This is a genomic window from Amycolatopsis sp. Poz14 (assembly GCF_006704225.1).
Lineage (GTDB): Bacteria > Actinomycetota > Actinomycetes > Mycobacteriales > Pseudonocardiaceae > Amycolatopsis > Amycolatopsis nivea.
In genome coordinates, this window is sequence record NZ_JACLHD010000002.1 from 610184 (window position 1) to 627898 (window position 17715).

General features: G+C 67.6%; 14 protein-coding genes. 9 read left to right on the forward strand and 5 right to left on the reverse strand.

What is annotated here, in order from left to right:
* Positions 1-17: 17 nt before the first annotated feature.
* From FKO37_RS46690 to FKO37_RS46705, 4 genes are read left to right on the forward strand one after another with little or no spacing between them, the layout of a single operon-like run.
* On the forward strand, positions 18-599 hold the full coding sequence (locus tag FKO37_RS46690) for a YbaB/EbfC family nucleoid-associated protein (RefSeq protein ID WP_238608646.1): 582 nt from the start codon (positions 18-20) through the stop codon (positions 597-599).
* A complete protein-coding gene (locus FKO37_RS46695; protein WP_238608647.1) occupies positions 596-916 on the forward strand; it encodes a hypothetical protein in 321 nt (106 codons plus the stop codon). Before FKO37_RS46690 ends, FKO37_RS46695 begins: the two co-directional genes overlap by 4 nt.
* Before the next feature lie 13 nt (positions 917-929).
* Complete coding sequence (locus tag FKO37_RS46700; RefSeq protein ID WP_238608648.1) at positions 930-2078, forward strand: hypothetical protein; 1149 nt, start codon at positions 930-932, stop codon at positions 2076-2078.
* An 8-nt stretch (positions 2079-2086) separates the two neighbouring features.
* Positions 2087-3589 carry a DUF3137 domain-containing protein gene (locus FKO37_RS46705; protein ID WP_238608649.1) on the forward strand — a complete coding sequence of 501 codons (1503 nt, stop codon included), beginning with the start codon at positions 2087-2089 and terminating at the stop codon, positions 3587-3589.
* Positions 3590-3593: 4 nt separating this feature from the next.
* On the opposite strand, the gene FKO37_RS46710 is transcribed toward FKO37_RS46705, so the two are convergent.
* Positions 3594-4232 carry a zinc ribbon domain-containing protein gene (locus FKO37_RS46710; RefSeq protein ID WP_238608650.1) on the reverse strand — a complete coding sequence of 213 codons (639 nt, stop codon included), beginning with the start codon at positions 4230-4232 and terminating at the stop codon, positions 3594-3596.
* Positions 4233-4429: 197 nt separating this feature from the next.
* Between FKO37_RS46710 and FKO37_RS46715 the strand changes: the two genes are divergently transcribed.
* From FKO37_RS46715 to FKO37_RS46730, 4 genes are read left to right on the forward strand one after another with little or no spacing between them, the layout of a single operon-like run.
* A complete protein-coding gene (locus FKO37_RS46715) occupies positions 4430-5011 on the forward strand; it encodes a YbaB/EbfC family nucleoid-associated protein (RefSeq protein ID WP_238608651.1) in 582 nt (193 codons plus the stop codon).
* On the forward strand, positions 5011-5346 hold the full coding sequence (locus FKO37_RS46720) for a hypothetical protein (protein ID WP_238608652.1): 336 nt from the start codon (positions 5011-5013) through the stop codon (positions 5344-5346). The genes FKO37_RS46715 and FKO37_RS46720 overlap by 1 nt, the downstream gene beginning before the upstream one ends.
* Positions 5347-5354: 8 nt before the next feature.
* Positions 5355-6416: a hypothetical protein gene (locus FKO37_RS46725; protein WP_134663736.1), complete on the forward strand. Its 1062-nt coding sequence runs from the start codon at positions 5355-5357 to the stop codon at positions 6414-6416.
* 3 nt (positions 6417-6419) lie between these two features.
* The gene (locus FKO37_RS46730; protein WP_238608653.1) at positions 6420-7235 is read left to right on the forward strand and encodes a hypothetical protein; all 816 of its coding nucleotides are present in this window, start codon (positions 6420-6422) and stop codon (positions 7233-7235) included.
* A 62-nt stretch (positions 7236-7297) separates the two neighbouring features.
* On the opposite strand, the gene FKO37_RS46735 is transcribed toward FKO37_RS46730, so the two are convergent.
* Complete coding sequence (locus tag FKO37_RS46735; protein WP_037816286.1) at positions 7298-11209, reverse strand: DNA-directed RNA polymerase subunit beta'; 3912 nt, start codon at positions 11207-11209, stop codon at positions 7298-7300.
* A gap of 89 nt (positions 11210-11298) precedes the next feature.
* Positions 11299-14802 (reverse strand): DNA-directed RNA polymerase subunit beta, encoded by a 3504-nt coding sequence (locus FKO37_RS46740; protein WP_037816287.1) that lies wholly within the window; start codon positions 14800-14802, stop codon positions 11299-11301.
* A gap of 720 nt (positions 14803-15522) precedes the next feature.
* On the opposite strand from FKO37_RS46740, the gene aroQ reads away from it, so the two are divergent.
* Positions 15523-15993: a gamma subclass chorismate mutase AroQ gene (gene aroQ / locus FKO37_RS46745; RefSeq protein ID WP_078870608.1), complete on the forward strand. Its 471-nt coding sequence runs from the start codon at positions 15523-15525 to the stop codon at positions 15991-15993.
* 16 nt (positions 15994-16009) lie between these two features.
* On the opposite strand, the gene FKO37_RS46750 is transcribed toward aroQ, so the two are convergent.
* Both FKO37_RS46750 and FKO37_RS46755 read right to left on the reverse strand, forming a co-directional pair.
* Entirely contained in the window at positions 16010-17074 is a 1065-nt protein-coding gene (locus tag FKO37_RS46750) for a hypothetical protein (RefSeq protein WP_238608654.1), read from the reverse strand.
* A gap of 26 nt (positions 17075-17100) precedes the next feature.
* Positions 17101-17709: a hypothetical protein gene (locus FKO37_RS46755; RefSeq protein WP_238608655.1), complete on the reverse strand. Its 609-nt coding sequence runs from the start codon at positions 17707-17709 to the stop codon at positions 17101-17103.
* Positions 17710-17715 lie beyond the last annotated feature (6 nt).

The following is a 17715-nucleotide window of genomic DNA, read 5'->3' on the forward strand; positions in this document are numbered from 1 at the left end:
GGGAAGGTGTGACCGCCGTGTCCGAAGAGATGGACCGACTCGTCGCGGAGTTCGAGAAGTTCCAGACGAAGCTCAAGCAGGCCGAAGCGCAGTTCGCGAAGGTCGGCGACATGCAGGAGGAACTGAACGCGCTCGAAGCGCAGGTGACGTCGCCGGACCGGTCGGTCACCGTGGTCGCGGGCCCGAGCGGTTCGGTCAAGGACCTCCGGCTCTCCCCCGACGCGTTCCGCCAGCAGCCGGACCAGCTGGCGTCCACGATCCTGGCGACGCTGCACCAGGCCGTCGCGGAATCCGCGCGCAAGCAGGCCGGGATCGTCGACGAGCACGTGGGCACGGCCTTCGGGCTGAACGTGTCCGAGCAGGTTCTCGAAGCGCAAGCCGCGGGCATGGGAACCACGGTGGAGGAATTGGAGTCCAACCTCCCGGAGGCGCAGCCGCAGCGGCCGGCGGCGCCGGTTCGCGACGAGGAGGACTTCGCGAACAACAACCTGCTTCGCGCTGAGCAGCAGCCGGCGCAGGCCGCTCCGCCGCCGCCCTCCGCTTCGGCGGGCGACCAGTTCCTCAAGAACTTGTTCAACGACGAGGAGGACCACCGATGACCCACAGCGTCGTCACGACGGCCATCACGAAGTACTCCACCGGGCTCGACCACTACAAGAGCGAGGCGGGCAAGTTCAACGGCCTCGTGGGCCAGGCCGACGTGGGCGACAAGTCGTGGGGCCTGATCGGGCTGGTCGCCAAGCAGACCTACACGAGCAAGCTCGACGAGCTCAAGCAACTGCTCGAGGCCATGAAGAGCGGCGTCGAGGTGTTTCAGGACAAGCTCGGCAAGGCCGCGGAGATCTACGACGGGCACGAGAAGGACACCGTCATGACCTTCGGCAAGTTCGACGCGAAGATCGACGGACCGCTCTGAGCAAGGGGAACTCATGGGACAGGACAGCGTCGCCGACGGCGTAAAAATCAAGCACGAAGACGGGTTCGGCCACGACGCGCTCGAAGCGGCCAAGAAGACGCCGTTCGTGGGCAAGGGCGTCAACACGATCTCCGGCGCCATCGAGAACTACGGCGACGCCAAGAGCTTCGGCGACTTCGCCTCGGCCAGCGGCCAGCTGGTGCAGGACGGCGCCGGCTTCGTCGCGGGCGCGGCGGTGGACCTGGCGAGCTTCGCGCTCGACCCGGTCGGTTGGCTGGTCAGCAACGGCCTGAACATGCTGATCGAACTGATCCAGCCGCTGCAGGACGCCCTGCACTTCGTCACCGGTGACGGTCCCGCCCTGAAGGAAGCCTCCGGCAACTTCGTCGAGATCGGCAAGGGCTTCGTCACCCTGGCCGACAATTTCGTCAAGGAAGGCGACGAGGCGCTCAAGGACTGGCAGGGCGAAGGCGGCGACGCCGCGAAGAAGGCGCTGGCCCAGTTCTCCGAGGGCATCAAGGGCATCGGCTCCAGCGCGGGCGCGGTCGCCGAGACCTTGCAGATGTGGTCGATGGTGATGACCGTCATCGAAGAGGTCGTCAAGGCGCTGATCTCCGAACTGGTCAGCTGGCTCATCTACCTGTGGCTGCCCGCGCTCGCCGCCTCCGTCGTCAGCCTCGGCTCGTCCGTCGCCGCGGCGATGACGGCCTCGGTCGCCCGCGTGGCCAGCACGGTCAGCAGGGTCACCAGCCACCTCGGCAAACTCGGCCAGCTCATCGAGAAGTTCCTGACGTTCCTCGCCAAGTGGGCCGACGAGATGATCAAGCAGGGCTCGAAGCTCACCCCGTCCGGCGCCCGCATCACCCCCGGCACGGAGAAGGCGCTCGCCGGTGCGGTCGCCAACGCCACCGGAACCAAGGGAAGCGCTTTCGGCACCGCGGCGGTCGACGCGCTGAAGGGCATGCCCGGCGAGGCGGTCAAGCAGGTCATCGGCGTGAACCCGTCCGACCTGAGCAAGGGCTCCGCCTATGTCGGCAAGGGCGGCTTCGACTTCGCCGACAAGATGATCAGCAACGCGAGGGACATCGGCAAGTCCCAGGACGCGAGCGACGAGGCCGGGGAGCATTCCGCCAAGGACACTCGGGAAAACCTGGACATGTAAGGGTTTGCGTGACGGACGAGCTGGTTGTCCCTGGCTATTTCTTCGGCGGCTGCGCGCTGGCCTTCCTGCTGCTGTGGACCGCCGCCTGGGCCGAGCGTCGCAGCGCGGTCCTGGCGGCGGTTTTACATGTGCTCAGCGGAATCACCGTCTCCCTCGCCACGCTGTACTGGTTCTCCGCCAGCCTGACCGTGCCGCCGCTGGCCTGGTACGGCGTACCGCTGGTCGTCGCCGCGCTGCTTGCCTGGCGGGGGTGGCGCTCGCAGCGCTGGGCGAAGCGCGTCGATTCAAGCGATGAGCCCAGCTTCGGTTTCCTTCCCCGGCAAGGGCTTGCTGTCCCGCGGGATCATCCCGACCCCTGGCCGAGCCGGGCCACGGTCGAGTTCACCCATCACGGGCATCGGCTGCTCGGCATCGAGTATTCGACCGAATCTCCTTACCGGGACAGCAATTTCCGCCGGAAGTCGAAGCTGGCTGAGGCGCTCGGTTCGATCTGCTCGGTCGTGGAGCTGCGGATCCCGAGCGTGCCCGCGCTGACCATCTCGCCGAAGACCAAAGCCTTCGCCCCAGAGCACTTCACTCCGCTCGAAGACATGCGGATCACCCGCAACCAGTTCAGCTGGCTGCGGCCCGATACCACCCTGCACGAATTCGAGACCGACCCCGAATTCGACCGCCGGTTCTCCGTCTACGCCTCGGATCCGGACTTCGCCAGGGAGATGCTGACCGGCGAGGTCCGCGAGCTGCTCCTGAACGACCGGTGGTTCCGCGTGCACCAGGTCGCCTTCCGCGAGGACGCGATCTGGACCACCGACACCGGCGGGCTGACCGAAGACCGGATGTTCGACAACTCCCGCAAACTCGCGATGCTCGCCGCCGCTGTCCCCTCAGCGATGTGGGAGAAGTGGGCGAATGACCGCCAATTCCGTTCAGTCGCGACCAGAGCGGACACCCGGTACGACGCCTGGATCGGCAAGCGCGGCGGATTCCTCCGCACGCCGCTGAACCGCAGGCGCGACGCACGCGACCGGCAGCCGGTCACCTCCATCTCGCTGACCGCGCGGACGCTCATCGCGCTCGCCCTGATCGCCGTCGGAATCGGACCGGCGGGCAACTCGATCGCCGTGCTGACGGGGCTGGCTCCGCAGGTGCAAGCGACGGTCACCGGGGCCAGCGGCGGCGGCACCCGGCATTGTGTGAGCACCACCGGCGGCCCGTCCTGCACCGTCGACCGGGCCGAGGTGTACGGAACCTACGAGCAGGGCGGCATCATCCACGAAATCACCGCCGAATGGAACAAGAACGAGCTTCCCGCGCGGGGCACCGTCGTCGAGATCGCAGTGGGCCCGTTCGGGGGAGATCTGGGCTACCAAGTCGGCTCGGTGTTCGCGGCCGTCGATCTCCTCGGTGCCCTGATCTTGCTTTTCCCCGGCCTGTTGCTGCTCAAGCGCACCTATTTGCCCAGCGTCCCTCGCCGGGTGAAGAAGCGGCGCGAAACCCTCGCCAAGGTCTGAGACCTCAGAGCCGGTGCCCGCAATCCGCGCAGAACACCGCGCCCGCCTTGGACTCCTTGCCGCACTCTCCACAGTGGACAGTCGGGGCCAGCGAGCTTCCGCATCCGGTGCAGAACTTCCCGCCGTCCACCTTCAGGCCGCAGTCCGGGCAGGTGAGCTTCGCGCGGGTGCCCAGGTCCAGGTCCTTGGTCCAGTTCTTCTCGCGCGCCTTGTCCCAGATCTGGTCCCGCTGCGCCGCCGCCTGCGCGCGCGAGACCTCCTCCGCCACGCTGGGCGAACAGCGCAGGCACTGGCCGATTTCCTCGTTCCAGCACTGATCCGCGCACATCCAGTCGCTGCAGCCGCGGCACTGGCGGAAGCGCGGGGTGATCTCCTCGACGGCCGCGGTCAGCGCGCGGTCCTTCGCTGACGAGTTCGTCGCCCGGTCGTACTTCCACTGGTCCGCGGAGCTGCTCAACTGCTGCAGCGTCCCGCCGAAGAACGAGCCCACCGCGCGCAACATGCTGCGCCCGGTCTCCATCGCGTCCCGCTGGAACGCCGACCGGTACCCGTTTCCGCAGCGCTCGCAACGGAATTCGAACTGGTACCCCTGCGCGTTGGAGAGATCCGAGAAGTTGTCCGTGAACGGCACGACATCAGCCACGCGCGCGAAGTTATGCCAGCCGGATCCGGGCCGCGACCGTACAAGTACCGTCTCCGGACCCGCTACGCAGCGCGACCGGGACCAGAGAGCGCGCGACGGGGCTTTTTTGGCGGTTTCGCCGTGTTTAGTCGGATACCGACCGTAAGATGCCGGATTGGGCCATGACGGTATGGCAACAGAACACAAGGGGAGACGGCATGTCCGACGAGTTCGACCGGCTGGTCGCTGAATTCGACCGGTTCCAATCGAGGCTGCAGCGGGTGGACGACCAGTTCGCCGGCATCGCCCAGATGCAGGTGGAACTGAGCGCGCTCGAAGCGACCGCGACGTCGCCCGACCAGTCGGTCACCGTCGTCTCCGGCCCGGGCGGGTCGATCAAGGACATCCGGATCACCGATGCCGCGCTGCGCCACGGCGGGACGGAGTTGTCCGGGATGGTGATGGCGACCCTGCAGCAGGCGGTCGCCGAGTCCGCGCGGCAGCAGGCCGTGCTGGTGGACCAGCACACGGGCAACTCGATGCAGCTCACCGAGCAGGTGCTGGAAACCCAGGCCGAACTGCTGGGCACCGACGTCGAGGAATTGCGTGCCGCGATGGAACGGGGCGCGCCCGCGCCGCAGCGGAGCGTCGAGGAAGAACAGCACGAGGACTATTCCGAGCGCGAGCTGCTGGCCGACCCCGCGGAGAAGACCCCTCCCCCGCCGCCACCGCCGTCCTCGGCCGGGTCCGCCGGGGACGACTTCCTCAAGAACCTGTTCGACGACGAGGACCACCGCTGATGGCCGGCTACCAGGTGCAGACGGCGAAGCTCTACGACTACTCCCGCCAGCTGGCGGGTAACAAGACCGCGGTCGCCGGGGTCAAGGGCAAGGTGGCGCAGGCCGACGTCGGCGACGAGTCCTGGGGCGTCATCGGCATCCTCGTCAAACACATGTACACGGACATGGTCAACGACCTGAAAGACCTGCTGACCGCGATGGAAACCGGCCTGCAGTCCGCGTCCGACAAGATCAACCGCGCCGGCCAGTTCTACGACCAGACCGAAGAGGACCACTGCCGCAGCTGGAAAGACGTCATGGGCAAGATCGACAACCTCGGCAGCGGACGGAAGTAGGGGGCGGGATGTCTGATCCGTTGGGCAAGATCGAGATCAAGCCGGAGGACGGCACCGGCAAGAAGATCGTCAACGCGCTGCCGGTGGTGGGCGGCGCGGTGAAGATCTACGACGCGGGCACCAGCGACGCGATCAAGGCAGGCGACACCGCGACCGGGCTGAGCGGGGTGGTTTCCGAGACGACCAACTTCGTCCAGTCGTGCGCGGAAACCGCGATGAGCATCAGCTCCGATCCGATCGGCTGGCTGGTCGGCCAGGGACTGAACTTCCTGCTGGCCGTCTGCGACCCGCTCCAGGACGCGATCCACTTCGTCAGCGGCGACGGCCCGGCACTGTCCAAAGCGGCCGAGAACTTCACGGCGATCGGGCGCGGGCTGGAGCAGTTCGCGCACCAGTTCAGCGAGCAGGCGAAGAGCTCGCTCTCGCAGTGGGAAGGCGGCGCGGCCGAAACCGCGGCGGAGAAGCTGGCCAAGTTCTCGACCGGGATCACCGGCACCGCCGACCAGGCCGGCGACATCGCGACGATGCTGCAGGTGTGCAGCATGGCGATGACCGTCATCGAGGACTTCATCAAGGCGCTGCTGACCGAGCTGATCACCTGGCTGATCATGATCTGGATCCCGGCACTGGCCGCCGCGGTCCCGTCGTTCGGAGCATCCACCGCGGCGGCGGGCACGGCGACCGGGGTGCGCGCGGCGTCTACCGCGGGCAAGGCGACCAAGCAGGTCAGCAAGCTGCAGAAGCTGCTGGACATGATCAAGGACTTGATCGCCCGGTTCCAGACGTTCTTCAAAGCGGCCAAGGACGAAGTGGCCAAGATGGCCGTGGAAGGCGGCAAGACCACCGCCAAGCGGGCCAAGGACGGTTTCGGGAAAACCGTCGGCGGGAAGCTGCTGGACGAGGCACGGTCGCAGGTCGGGCTCCGAAGCCACGACAAGAACGAAACCGACCTGCCGGTCAAGCCAGGGAAACCGTTGGGACACCTGGAGAACGCGCGCAAGGCCGTCGAGTACGCGACGACCGGGGACGGAACTTCGGAAGACGAGACCAAAAAAGATCTGGAGTTCTGAGCCGTGGATCTCGCCCTCGCAGAGCACGACGCTTGGTACTGGCTCAGGCCGATCCTCGGACTCCTGGTCATGGTCGTGCTCCCGAGTTATCTCGGCTTCCGCTGGCATCTGAAGAAGAAACGAGCGAGACGAGCCCGGCAGGCCGCATTGCACGCGGTGCCCGAGGAACTGGGCGGATCCATGGTCGCCGATCTGAAATACGGGCGGCCCCGGTCCGCGCAGCGCCGGAAGCCTCTTGGCGAGCTGTACCGGCCGAAGACCATCTCGGAGGGCATGACCTTCCCCAGCAGTCCTCCGACCGTCGAGTTCGCGGCTGATCTGCCGCGGCGGGACCGGCAGTTCCGGGTCAGCGCGTACTGGTGCTCGCTCCGGGTCGGGGCCAACAGCTCCAGAAGGATCTACGAGTACACCATCGAAACCAAGGTCGGGCCGACGCCGAGCATGAAGATCGCCAAGGCGTACCCGACCGAACCGGTGCGGATGTTCGGGCGGACCATGGCGTATCTCAACTACCAGCAAAGGCTGTTCGAAGCGGAGGCGCGAACGTCGCCCTCGGCCGCCCGCTGGGAGCAATTCACGCCGGCCGAGAACGAGTTCACCGGATACGCCAGCGATCAGGACCTCTCGGCCCAGGTCATCGCCCCGGAGACCATGGACTGGCTGCGCGGCAACCATGAACTGCTTCCGGACCTCATCGGCCTCGAGCACGGGTGGTGCTACGCGGTGTACCGGGACGAGATCGACCCGGCGACCCTGGTCGCCAGAATCGACCTGATCGCCGACTTCCTCGACCGGATCAACGTGCCCGCCGCGGTCTGACCCCGCATACAAGCGAAACGCCCCCGGCCGAAGCCGGGGGCGTTTCGTTCACGCGGAGCGGATCAGCGGAAGTCGCGACCGAAGTCGTAGTCGTCCAGCGGAACCGCGGCGCCGGTGCCCGAACCGAACACGTCCGGGGTGTAGTAACCGTCGTCGTAGGACGGGATCGCGTACGCCGCGACCCGCGCCTCCTCGGTCGGCTGCACCTGGATGTTCCGGTACTTGTTGATGCCCGTACCGGCCGGGATGAGCTTACCGATGATGACGTTCTCCTTGAGGCCCACGAGCTTGTCCGAGCGGCCGTTGATGGCCGCGTCGGTCAGGACGCGCGTGGTCTCCTGGAACGAGGCCGCCGACAGCCACGAGTCCGTGGTCAGCGACGCCTTCGTGATGCCCATCAGCACCGGACGGCCCGAAGCCGGCTCGCCGCCCTCGGCGACCGCGGCCCGGTTCGTCGCCTCGAACTTCGTCCGCTCGGGCAGTTCGCCCGGCAGGAAGTCCGTGGCTCCGGAGTCGATGATCGTCACGCGGCGCAGCATCTGCCGCACGATGACCTCGATGTGCTTGTCGTGGATCGACACACCCTGCGCCCGGTACACCTTCTGGACCTCGTCCGTGAGGTGCATCTGCGCTTCGCGCGGGCCCATGACGCGCAGGACCTCGTGCGGGTCCGGCGTGCCCTCGAGCAGCTGCTGGCCGACGTTGACGTGGTCGCCGTCGCCCAGCGGGCCGTTCGGGGTGTTCGCGAGCCGCTGCCGCTTGGACAGCTTGTCGAAGACGATCTCCTCCGACCCGTCGTCCGGGATCAGGGTGATCTTCCAGAACCGCTCGCTCTCCTCGATCCGCACGCGGCCGTCGACGTCCGCGATCGGAGCCTTGCCCTTCGGCACCCGAGCCTCGAAAAGCTCGGTGACACGGGGCAGACCGGTCGTGATGTCGTCACCGGCGACACCACCCTGGTGGAACGTACGCATCGTCAGCTGCGTGCCCGGCTCACCGATCGACTGGGCGGCGACAATGCCGACCGCCTCGCCGACGTCGACGAGTTGGCCCGTCGCCATCGAACGGCCGTAGCAGGTCGCGCAGACACCGACCGCCGACTCGCAGGTGAGCACCGAGCGGACCTTCACCTTCGAGATGCCGCTGGAGAGCAGCTTCTCGATGGCCGGGTCGCCGATGTCGTCGCCCGCGTTCAGCACGACGTTGCCCTTGGCGTCCACCGCGTCCGTCGCGAGGTTCCGCGCGTACACGGAGGTCTCGACGTGCTGGTCGCGCACGACCTTGCCGTCGCCGAGGTCCTCGCCGATCGGCATCATGATGCCGCGCGTGGTGCCGCAGTCGATCTCGCGGACGATGACGTCCTGCGAAACGTCCACCAGACGACGGGTCAGGTAACCCGAGTCCGCGGTACGCAGCGCCGTGTCCGCCAGACCCTTCCGGGCGCCGTGCGTGGCGATGAAGTACTCCGCCACCGACAGGCCTTCACGGAAGTTCGCCTTGATCGGACGCGGGATGTACTCACCCTTCGGGTTCGACACCAGACCGCGCATACCGGCCAGCGAACGGACCTGGGTCATGTTGCCGGCGGCGCCCGACTTCACGATCATGGCGATCGGGTTGTCGTCCGGCAGCGCCGTCTCCATGATCTTGTGGACCTCTTCGGTCGCCTGCGTCCACACCTTGACGAGCTCGTTGTTGCGCTCGGCGTGGGACAGCTGACCGCGCTGGTACCGCTTCTCGACCTGGTCGGCCTTGCCCTCGTACTCGTCGAGAATGGCCTTCTTGCCGACCGGGGTCAGCACGTCCGAGATCGCGACCGTGACGCCCGAGCGGGTCGCCCAGTAGAAACCGGCGTCCTTGAGCTTGTCCAGCGTCTGCGCGACCTGCGTCATCGAGTACCGCTCGGCGAGGTCGTTCACGATGGCCGCCTGCCGCTTCTTCGGCATCGGCTCGTTGATGAACGGGTAGTCCGCCGGCAGCAGGTCGTTGAACAGGACGCGGCCCAGCGTCGTCTCGGCCAGCCACGGCTTGCCCGGCTCCCAGCCCTTTTCCGCGAGCGCCGCCTCGTCGGCCTTCGCGGGCTGACGGTCGGTGACGCGGATCTTGACCGGGGCGTGCAGGCTCAGCGCCTTGCGGTCGAACGCCATGATCGCCTCGGCGGGCGACGAGTACGCGTTGCCCGCACCCTCGGCGTTCTCGTTCAGCCGGGTCAGGTGGAACAGACCGGTGACCATGTCCAGTCGCGGCATGGCGAGCGGACGGCCCGACGCCGGCGACAGGATGTTGTTCGCCGACAGCATCAGGATCCGGGCCTCGGCCTGCGCCTCGGCCGACAGCGGCAGGTGCACCGCCATCTGGTCGCCGTCGAAGTCCGCGTTGAACGCTTCGCAGACCAGCGGGTGCAGCTGGATGGCCTTGCCCTCGACCAGCTGCGGTTCGAAGGCCTGGATGCCCAGCCGGTGCAGGGTCGGCGCACGGTTCAGCATCACCGGGTGGCCGGTGATGACCTCTTCGAGCACGTCCCACACCTGCGGCCGCGACCGCTCCACCATCCGCTTGGCGGACTTGATGTTCTGCGCGTGGTTCAGGTCGACCAGCCGCTTCATGACGAACGGCTTGAACAGCTCGAGCGCCATGTCCTTCGGCAGACCGCACTGGTGCAGCTTCAGCTGCGGACCGACGATGATGACCGAACGGCCCGAGTAGTCAACACGCTTGCCCAGCAGGTTCTGGCGGAACCGGCCCTGCTTGCCCTTCAGCAGGTCGGACAGCGACTTCAGCGGCCGGTTGCCCGGGCCGGTGACCGGACGCCCGCGGCGGCCGTTGTCGAACAGCGCGTCGACGGCCTCCTGCAGCATCCGCTTCTCGTTGTTGACGATGATCTCGGGCGCGCCGAGGTCGATCAGCCGCTTGAGCCGGTTGTTCCGGTTGATCACGCGGCGGTACAGGTCGTTCAGGTCCGACGTGGCGAAGCGGCCACCGTCGAGCTGCACCATCGGGCGCAGGTCCGGCGGGATGACCGGGACGGCGTCGAGCACCATGCCGCGCGGGTCGTTGCCGGTCGCCTGGAACGCGGCGACGACCTTGAGCCGCTTCAGCGCGCGGAGCTTCTTCTGCCCCTTGCCGTTGCGGATGGTGTCGCGCAGGCTGTCGGCCTCCGCGGCGACGTCGAACTCGGTCGCCAGCTTCTGGATCGCTTCCGCGCCCATGCCGCCGGTGAAGTACTCGCCGTACCGGTCGATCAGCTCGCGGTAGAGCAGCTCGTCGGCGATCAGCTGACGCGGCTCGAGCTTCGTGAAGGTCGTCCAGACCTCCTCGAGGCGGTCCAGCTCGCGGCCGGCGCGGTCGCGCAGCTGGCGCATCTCGCGCTCGCCGCCCTCCTTGACCTTGCGGCGCACGTCGGACTTCGCGCCCTCCGCCTCCAGCTCGGCCAGGTCGGCTTCCAGCTTCTGCGCACGGGCCTCGATGTCGGCGTCGCGCTTCGTCTCGAGGTTCTTGCGCTCGACGCCGATCTCGTTCTCGAGGGTCGGCAGGTCGTTGTGCCGCAGCTCCGTGTTCACGCCGGTGATCACGTAGGCCGCGAAGTAGATGATCTTCTCGAGGTCCTTGGGCGCCAGGTCCAGCAGGTAGCCGAGGCGCGACGGAACGCCCTTGAAGTACCAGATGTGGGTGACCGGCGCGGCCAGCTCGATGTGGCCCATCCGCTCACGGCGCACCTTGGCGCGAGTGACCTCGACGCCGCAGCGCTCGCAGATGATGCCCTTGAACCGGACGCGCTTGTACTTGCCGCAGTAGCACTCCCAGTCCCGGGTCGGACCGAAGATCTTCTCGCAGAAGAGCCCGTCCTTCTCCGGCTTGAGGGTCCGGTAGTTGATGGTCTCCGGCTTCTTGACCTCGCCGAAGGACCACTGACGGATGTCGTCGGCGGTGGCGAGGCCAATCCGGAGCTCATCGAAGAAGTTGACGTCCAGCACGTCTAAGTCCCCTTGGGGTTGTTTCGGCTAGAGAGGGGTCGGCGGTGGAGCGGGAACCCGCGGGAGGCAGGTTCCCGCTCGACACCGAATCAGTGCACGACGTCGTCCACCGAGGGCGACTCGTTGCGGGACAGGTTGATGCCGAGGTTCGCCGCTGCGCGCTCGAGGTCCTCGTCGTCGGAGTCGCGCATCTCGATCGCCGCGCCGTCGCTGGAGAGCACCTCGACGTTGAGGCACAGCGACTGGAGCTCCTTGAGGAGCACCTTGAACGACTCCGGGATGCCCGGCTCGGGGATGTTCTCCCCCTTCACGATCGCCTCGTACACCTTGACGCGGCCGACCACGTCGTCCGACTTGATCGTGAGCAGTTCCTGCAGCGTGTAAGCCGCGCCGTAGGCCTGCATCGCCCAGCACTCCATCTCGCCGAAGCGCTGGCCGCCGAACTGCGCCTTACCGCCCAGCGGCTGCTGGGTGATCATCGAGTACGGGCCGGTGGAGCGGGCGTGGATCTTGTCGTCGACCAGGTGGTGCAGCTTCAGGATGTACATGTAGCCGACCGACACCGGGTACGGGTACGGCTCGCCGGAGCGGCCGTCGAACAGCGTGGCCTTGCCGTTCTCCTTGACCATGCGCTCGCCGTCGCGGTTCGGCTTGGTCGCCCCGAGCAGCCCGGTGAGCTCCTCTTCCTTCGCGCCGTCGAACACCGGGGTCGCGGTGTTCGTGTTCGGCGCGACGTCGTAGAGCTCCTCGGACAGGTTCTTCGCCCAGTCCGGGTTGCCCTCGATCGTCCAGCCCTGCGAGGCCAGCCAGCCGAGGTGCAGCTCGAGGATCTGGCCGATGTTCATCCGTCGCGGCACACCGTGGGTGTTCAGGATGATGTCGACCGGGGTGCCGTCCTCCATGAACGGCATGTCCTCGACCGGCAGGATCTTGCCGATGACACCCTTGTTGCCGTGCCGGCCGGCGAGCTTGTCGCCCGGCTGGATCTTGCGCTTCTGGGCCACGTAGACGCGGACCAGCTCGTTGACGCCCGGGGGCAGCTCGTCGTCGTCCTCGCGGGAGAACACCCGGATGCCGATGACCTTGCCGGTCTCGCCGTGCGGCACCTTCAGCGAGGTGTCGCGGACCTCGCGCGCCTTCTCGCCGAAGATCGCGCGGAGCAGGCGCTCCTCCGGGGTCAGCTCGGTCTCGCCCTTCGGCGTGACCTTGCCGACCAGGATGTCGCCGTCGCGGACCTCGGCTCCGATGCGGATGATGCCGCGCTCGTCGAGGTCGGCCAGGACCTCCTCGGAGACGTTCGGGATGTCCCGGGTGATCTCCTCGGCGCCCAGCTTGGTGTCGCGGGCGTCGATCTCGTGCTCCTCGATGTGGATCGACGTCAGCACGTCGTCCTGCACCAGGCGCTCGGAGAGGATGATCGCGTCCTCGTAGTTGTGGCCCTCCCACGGCATGACCGCGACGAGGAGGTTCTTGCCGAGCGCCATCTCACCGTTCTCGGTGGACGGGCCGTCGGCGATGACCTGGCCCTGCTCGACCCGGTCGCCCTCGTTGACGATCGGCCGGTGGTTGAAGCACGTGCCGTGGTTGGAGCGGCGGAACTTGTACAGTCCGTAGCTCTTCCGCGTGCCGTCGTCGTGCATGATCGTGATGATGTCCGCGGACAGCTCCTCGACCACGCCGGCCTGCTCGGCGACCAGGACGTCCCCGGCGTCGACCGCGGCGCGCAGCTCCACGCCGGTGCCCACGTACGGAGCCTGGTTGCGCAGCAGCGGAACAGCCTGCCGCTGCATGTTCGCGCCCATCAGCGCGCGGTTCGCGTCGTCGTGCTCGAGGAACGGGATCATCGCGGTGGCGACGGAGACCATCTGCCGCGGCGACACGTCCATGTAGTCGATCTCGAGCGGGTCGATCAGCTCGACCTCGCCGCCCTTGCGGCGGCCGAGGACCTTGGACTCGACGAAGTGCCCGTCGTCGGTCAGCGGCGCGTTGGCCTGCGCCTTGACGTAACGGTCTTCCTCGTCCGCGGTCAGGTAGTCGACCTGGTCGGTGACCTGGCCCTCGACGACCTTGCGGTACGGCGTCTCGATGAAGCCGAACGGGTTGACCCGCGCGTACGAGCACAGCGAGCCGATCAGGCCGATGTTCGGGCCTTCCGGCGTCTCGATCGGGCACATCCGGCCGTAGTGCGACGGGTGGACGTCGCGGACCTCCATGCCGGCGCGCTCACGCGACAGACCGCCCGGGCCGAGGGCCGAAAGACGACGCTTGTGCGTCAGGCCCGACAGCGGGTTGTTCTGGTCCATGAACTGCGACAGCTGCGAGGTGCCGAAGAACTCCTTGATCGCCGCGCCGATCGGGCGGATGTTGATCAGGGTCTGCGGCGTGATCGCCTCGACGTCCTGCGTGGTCATGCGCTCGCGCACGACGCGCTCGGTGCGGGAGAGGCCGACCCGGATCTGGTTCTGGATCAGCTCGCCGACGGTGCGAAGGCGGCGGTTGCCGAAGTGGTCGATGTCGTCGGTCTCGACCGGCACCTCGACGCCGGCGGAGCTCGTCATCTTGTCCTCGCCGGCGTGCAGCCGGACCAGGTACTCGATGGCCGAGACGATGTCCTCTTCGGTCAGCGTGCCGGTCTCGTACGGGGTGTCGAGGCCCAGCTTCTTGTTGACCTTGTAGCGGCCGACCTTGGCCAGGTCGTAGCGCTTCGGCTTGAAGAACAGGTTCTCCAGCAGCGTCTGCGCGCTCTCCTTCGTGGGCGGTTCGCCCGGGCGCAGCTTGCGGTAGATGTCGAGCAGCGCCTCGTCGGTGCCCGCGGTGTGGTCCTTCTCGAGGGTGGCCAGCAGCGTCTCGGAGAACGAGAAGCGCTCGCGGATCGCCTCGGTGGACCAGCCCAGCGCCTTCAGCAGCACGGTGACCGGCTGGCGGCGCTTGCGGTCGATGCGGACGCCGACGGTGTCGCGCTTGTCCACGTCGAACTCGAGCCACGCGCCGCGGCTCGGGATCACGCGCACGCTGAAGACGTCCTTGTCGGTCGTCTTGTCGACACTGCTGTCGAAGTACACGCCCGGAGAACGCACCAGCTGGGACACGACGACCCGCTCGGTGCCGTTGATGATGAAGGTGCCCTTGTCGGTCATCACCGGGAAGTCGCCCAGGAAGACCGTCTGGCTCTTGATCTCGCCAGTGTTGTTGTTGACGAACTCGGCGGTGACGAACAGCGGGGCCGCGTACGTCATGTCCTTGTCCTTGCACTCCTCGATCGAGGCCTTGACCTCGTCGAAGCGCGGAGCGGAGAAGGAAAGGGACATCGAGCCCGAGAAGTCCTCGATCGGCGAGATCTCGTTGAGGACCTCTTCCAGACCGCCGACCGGGTTTTCTTCGCCTTCGTTGACGCGGCGCTCGAACCACGCCTCGTTGCCGGTGAACCACTGGAACGACTGGATCTGGACGTCAAGCAGGTTCGGGGTGGAGAGTGGCTCGCGGATCTTCGCGAAGGAGACCCGCTTGGGCGCTCCGGGGATTCCCGTGGCCTGCGCGCGGGATTCAGCCGAGGTGGTCGCAGCAGTGGCCTGGTTCGCGGGAGAGACTGCCAAGATGCGTCCTTCCGGGGACAATGAGCGGTGAGCAGCCGCGATGGCAACAGCTGTCGCGGACTGTCAGGGGTGCCGTGTGCCCACTATCCTAACTACCGGCTCCGGGCAGCCTGAAAGAGGGCAGCGCAAAGAAGCAGTCTAGCCCCGATGACGCGGTCTGTCCAGGGGGCACTCCCGACGGGGCCCAGCCTGCATCGCGTCACCTTGGGGCAGTGCGTCTCCCTGAGCCTCACTGCGTCCTTCCGGCTCCCGGTTCGCCCGGGTTTTCGCGCCCCTCCCGCAAGGTTCGCGTTCCCCGGCCGTGACCGTTGGCAGTAAGCGTGAACCCACGCGGCTTTGGAGTCAAGATGCCGCGCGGCTCTCCCGCCGGTTGGCGCAGCGTCGAACCCGGACAGCACAGGGTGACCGATCCGGCCGCGGTCCCGGTTACCGCCGGGTACTCCGGGACGGCCGCGCAGGTCGGCCGGACAGCGACGCAGGTGGGCGGCCTGCGCCCGGTTTCGGCGGCGGTTTCCGCATCGGCGCGGCGGGCGCGGGATGGATCACATTCCGCGAGCGGCCGGTTGCTTCGCGGCGGACGAAAACAGGGGAACTTCGGGCAGCTCGGCACCCGATTCCGGGTCCCCCGGACAGGGGTTGCGCACGCCCGGAAGCGACGCTTGGCAACGGATGCGTCCCGGTGATCAACTGGGCGGGCCCGAACTCCCGGAGGTGCGCACCATGCCCGGACCCGACGCGTCGCTTCCCGACCTGGTCCTGCGCAGGCTGGCGATCAGCGAACAGGTCGCCGCCGCGAAGTTCGGGGCCGGGCGGCCGGTCGACGATCCCGTCCGCGAGCAGCGGGAGCTGGCCCGCGTCCGGGTGCTGGCCCGCGAAATCGGCCTCGACCCGGATCTCGCCGCCGGGTTCCTCTCGGATCAGATCGCCGCCAGCAAGCAGGTCCAGCATCGGCTCTTCACGCACTGGAGCGCGCATCCCGGCGACTTGCCCGAGGGCGGTCCCGACCTGTCGGTGCTGCGGGCCGAATTGGACGGTCTCACGGTCGCTCTGCTGGACCGGCTGGCCGCGACCGGCTCGGAGGCCCTGGAGCCGCCGGAGAGCCCGGATGAGCTGCAGGAGCCGCTTCGGACGGCGTTCCGGACGCTGACACGACAACGGCCCGCCCCCGGAGGTTCCGGGAACGGGCCGTGACGACTGCTCAGGACGCTTACTTCGACGGCGGAGCCGAAGCGGGCGCGGACGGCGCGGGGGCGCCGGCGGCCGGTGCGGCGGCCTTGTAGGTGTCCATGTCGGTGATCTTCCACGTGTTGCCCTGCAGCTGGGCGTCCACGTGCATCTGCGCCGTGCCCGCGGCGGTCTGCTTCGTGTCCGCACGCGTCGACGTCTGGTCGATGAACAGCATCACCCTGGCGAGGTCGCCGTTCAGCCGGATCACCGCGCTGCGGGTGACCTTGCAGGTCACGACCACCTTCTGCTCCGGAGCCAGCTTCTTGACCTGGCCCATCAGCGCGTTGTAGCTCGTCTTGACCTGGTCGGTGGCGAGCAGCTGGTTGGCCGCGTCCTCGGTCTTCTTGATGTTGTTGAAGTCGTAGGAGAACAGCGTCTCGATGGCCTTCGAGACCTGGTCCTTGACCTGCGCGGTCTTCGCCACGTCGAGCACCGCGCGGTTGCTCGTCGAATCGGCCGCGTCCGAGCCCTTGACCTGGAAGATCACCGCCGCCGCGACCAGTGCCAGGCCGACCACCAGCAGCAGTGCGACGCGCACGGTGTTGCGGCTGACCACGGACCGCTGAGCCGGTACCTCGGCGGCTTCCTCCGCTCGAGCCTTGGTCTCGGCTTCCTCGACGTCCGACGGCTTCTCCGAACCGGTGTCGCGCTTCTTGCGCCGCGGGCTCGGCCGGGCCGGTTTCTCGTCCTCGACGGTCTCGCCGGTGAGCGCGTCGACCTCTTCGGCCGGGGCTTCCTTGGTTACCCCGGAGACCTCGGGGGCGTCTTCCTCAACAGGGGTCTCCGCGACCTCCGTCGAAGCAGGCTCGGTCTCGGTCGAAGCGGGCTCAGGGTCGGCCGGGCGCACCAGGCCGCCGCGGGGAATCCGCAGCTCCTGGGTCACCTCGGCCGGATCCGCGTCGGGGAGCGGCCGCGGCCGGGGGCGCGGCTTGGGCGAGGCCGCCGGCGCCGCCGGGTCCGACGGCTTGCGCAGCCCGGCGACCTTCGGCTTGCGAGCCGGTGGCGTGCTGCTGCTGCGCGGTGGCTGGCGACGGGAGGGGGGCACTGCGGAACTCCGATCTGCGGGTGAAGCTACTTGCCGGCGGCGACGAGCGGCACTTGGTCGATCCCGGACAGCTTCCACTTGCCGTCGACCCGGGTCATCTGGACCTCGAGCCGCAGCGCCTTGGTGGCGTTCTTCCCGCCCGCCGAGGTGTCCGTGCTGATCGCGGCCAGGAAGCTGGCCTTGCCGTCGTGGTCGTTGAGCTCCTCGACCGCGATGTCCTGGATCGTGGTGGTGACCTTGACCTTCTGGTCGGTCAGCGCCTTCGAGTAGTTCGGCTGGGCCTGCTCGATCTGCTTGGCCATGTCGTCGCTGGAGACGTCCTTCTGCTGCTGGAAGTACGTGTCCAGGTGCTGGTAGTCGACCTGGGTGTAGGCCAGCACCGCGGCGGTGCCGTCCTTGAGCACGTCGTCGCGCGCCGAAGCCAGATCCCGGTCGCCGTCCATCTCCGCGACCAGCCACATGATCCCGAACACGATCGCCACCACCAGCGCGGCGAGAGCGAACGCCCCGGATCCGAACAGCCACACCCGCGGCGATCCGGGAAGCGCCCACTTTTCCTTCGCCGCCACCGCCGTTGCCGGTTCGGGCGTATCAGCGGTCACCTCTTCCTCGGCGACCGCGTGCTCGGCACTCATAACACT

Bases quoted from the DNA above. Each gene is read 5' to 3' on its own strand.
- FKO37_RS46695 (WP_238608647.1), top strand. From the start codon at position 596: ATGACCCACAGCGTCGTCACGACGGCCATCACGAAGTACTCCACCGGG.
- FKO37_RS46700 (WP_238608648.1), top strand. From the start codon at position 930: ATGGGACAGGACAGCGTCGCCGACGGCGTAAAAATCAAGCACGAAGAC.
- FKO37_RS46715 (WP_238608651.1), top strand. From the start codon at position 4,430: ATGTCCGACGAGTTCGACCGGCTGGTCGCTGAATTCGACCGGTTCCAA.
- FKO37_RS46720 (WP_238608652.1), top strand. From the start codon at position 5,011: ATGGCCGGCTACCAGGTGCAGACGGCGAAGCTCTACGACTACTCCCGC.
- FKO37_RS46725 (WP_134663736.1), top strand. From the start codon at position 5,355: ATGTCTGATCCGTTGGGCAAGATCGAGATCAAGCCGGAGGACGGCACC.
- aroQ (WP_078870608.1), top strand. From the start codon at position 15,523: ATGCCCGGACCCGACGCGTCGCTTCCCGACCTGGTCCTGCGCAGGCTG.
- FKO37_RS46755 (WP_238608655.1), bottom strand. From the start codon at position 17,709: ATGAGTGCCGAGCACGCGGTCGCCGAGGAAGAGGTGACCGCTGATACG.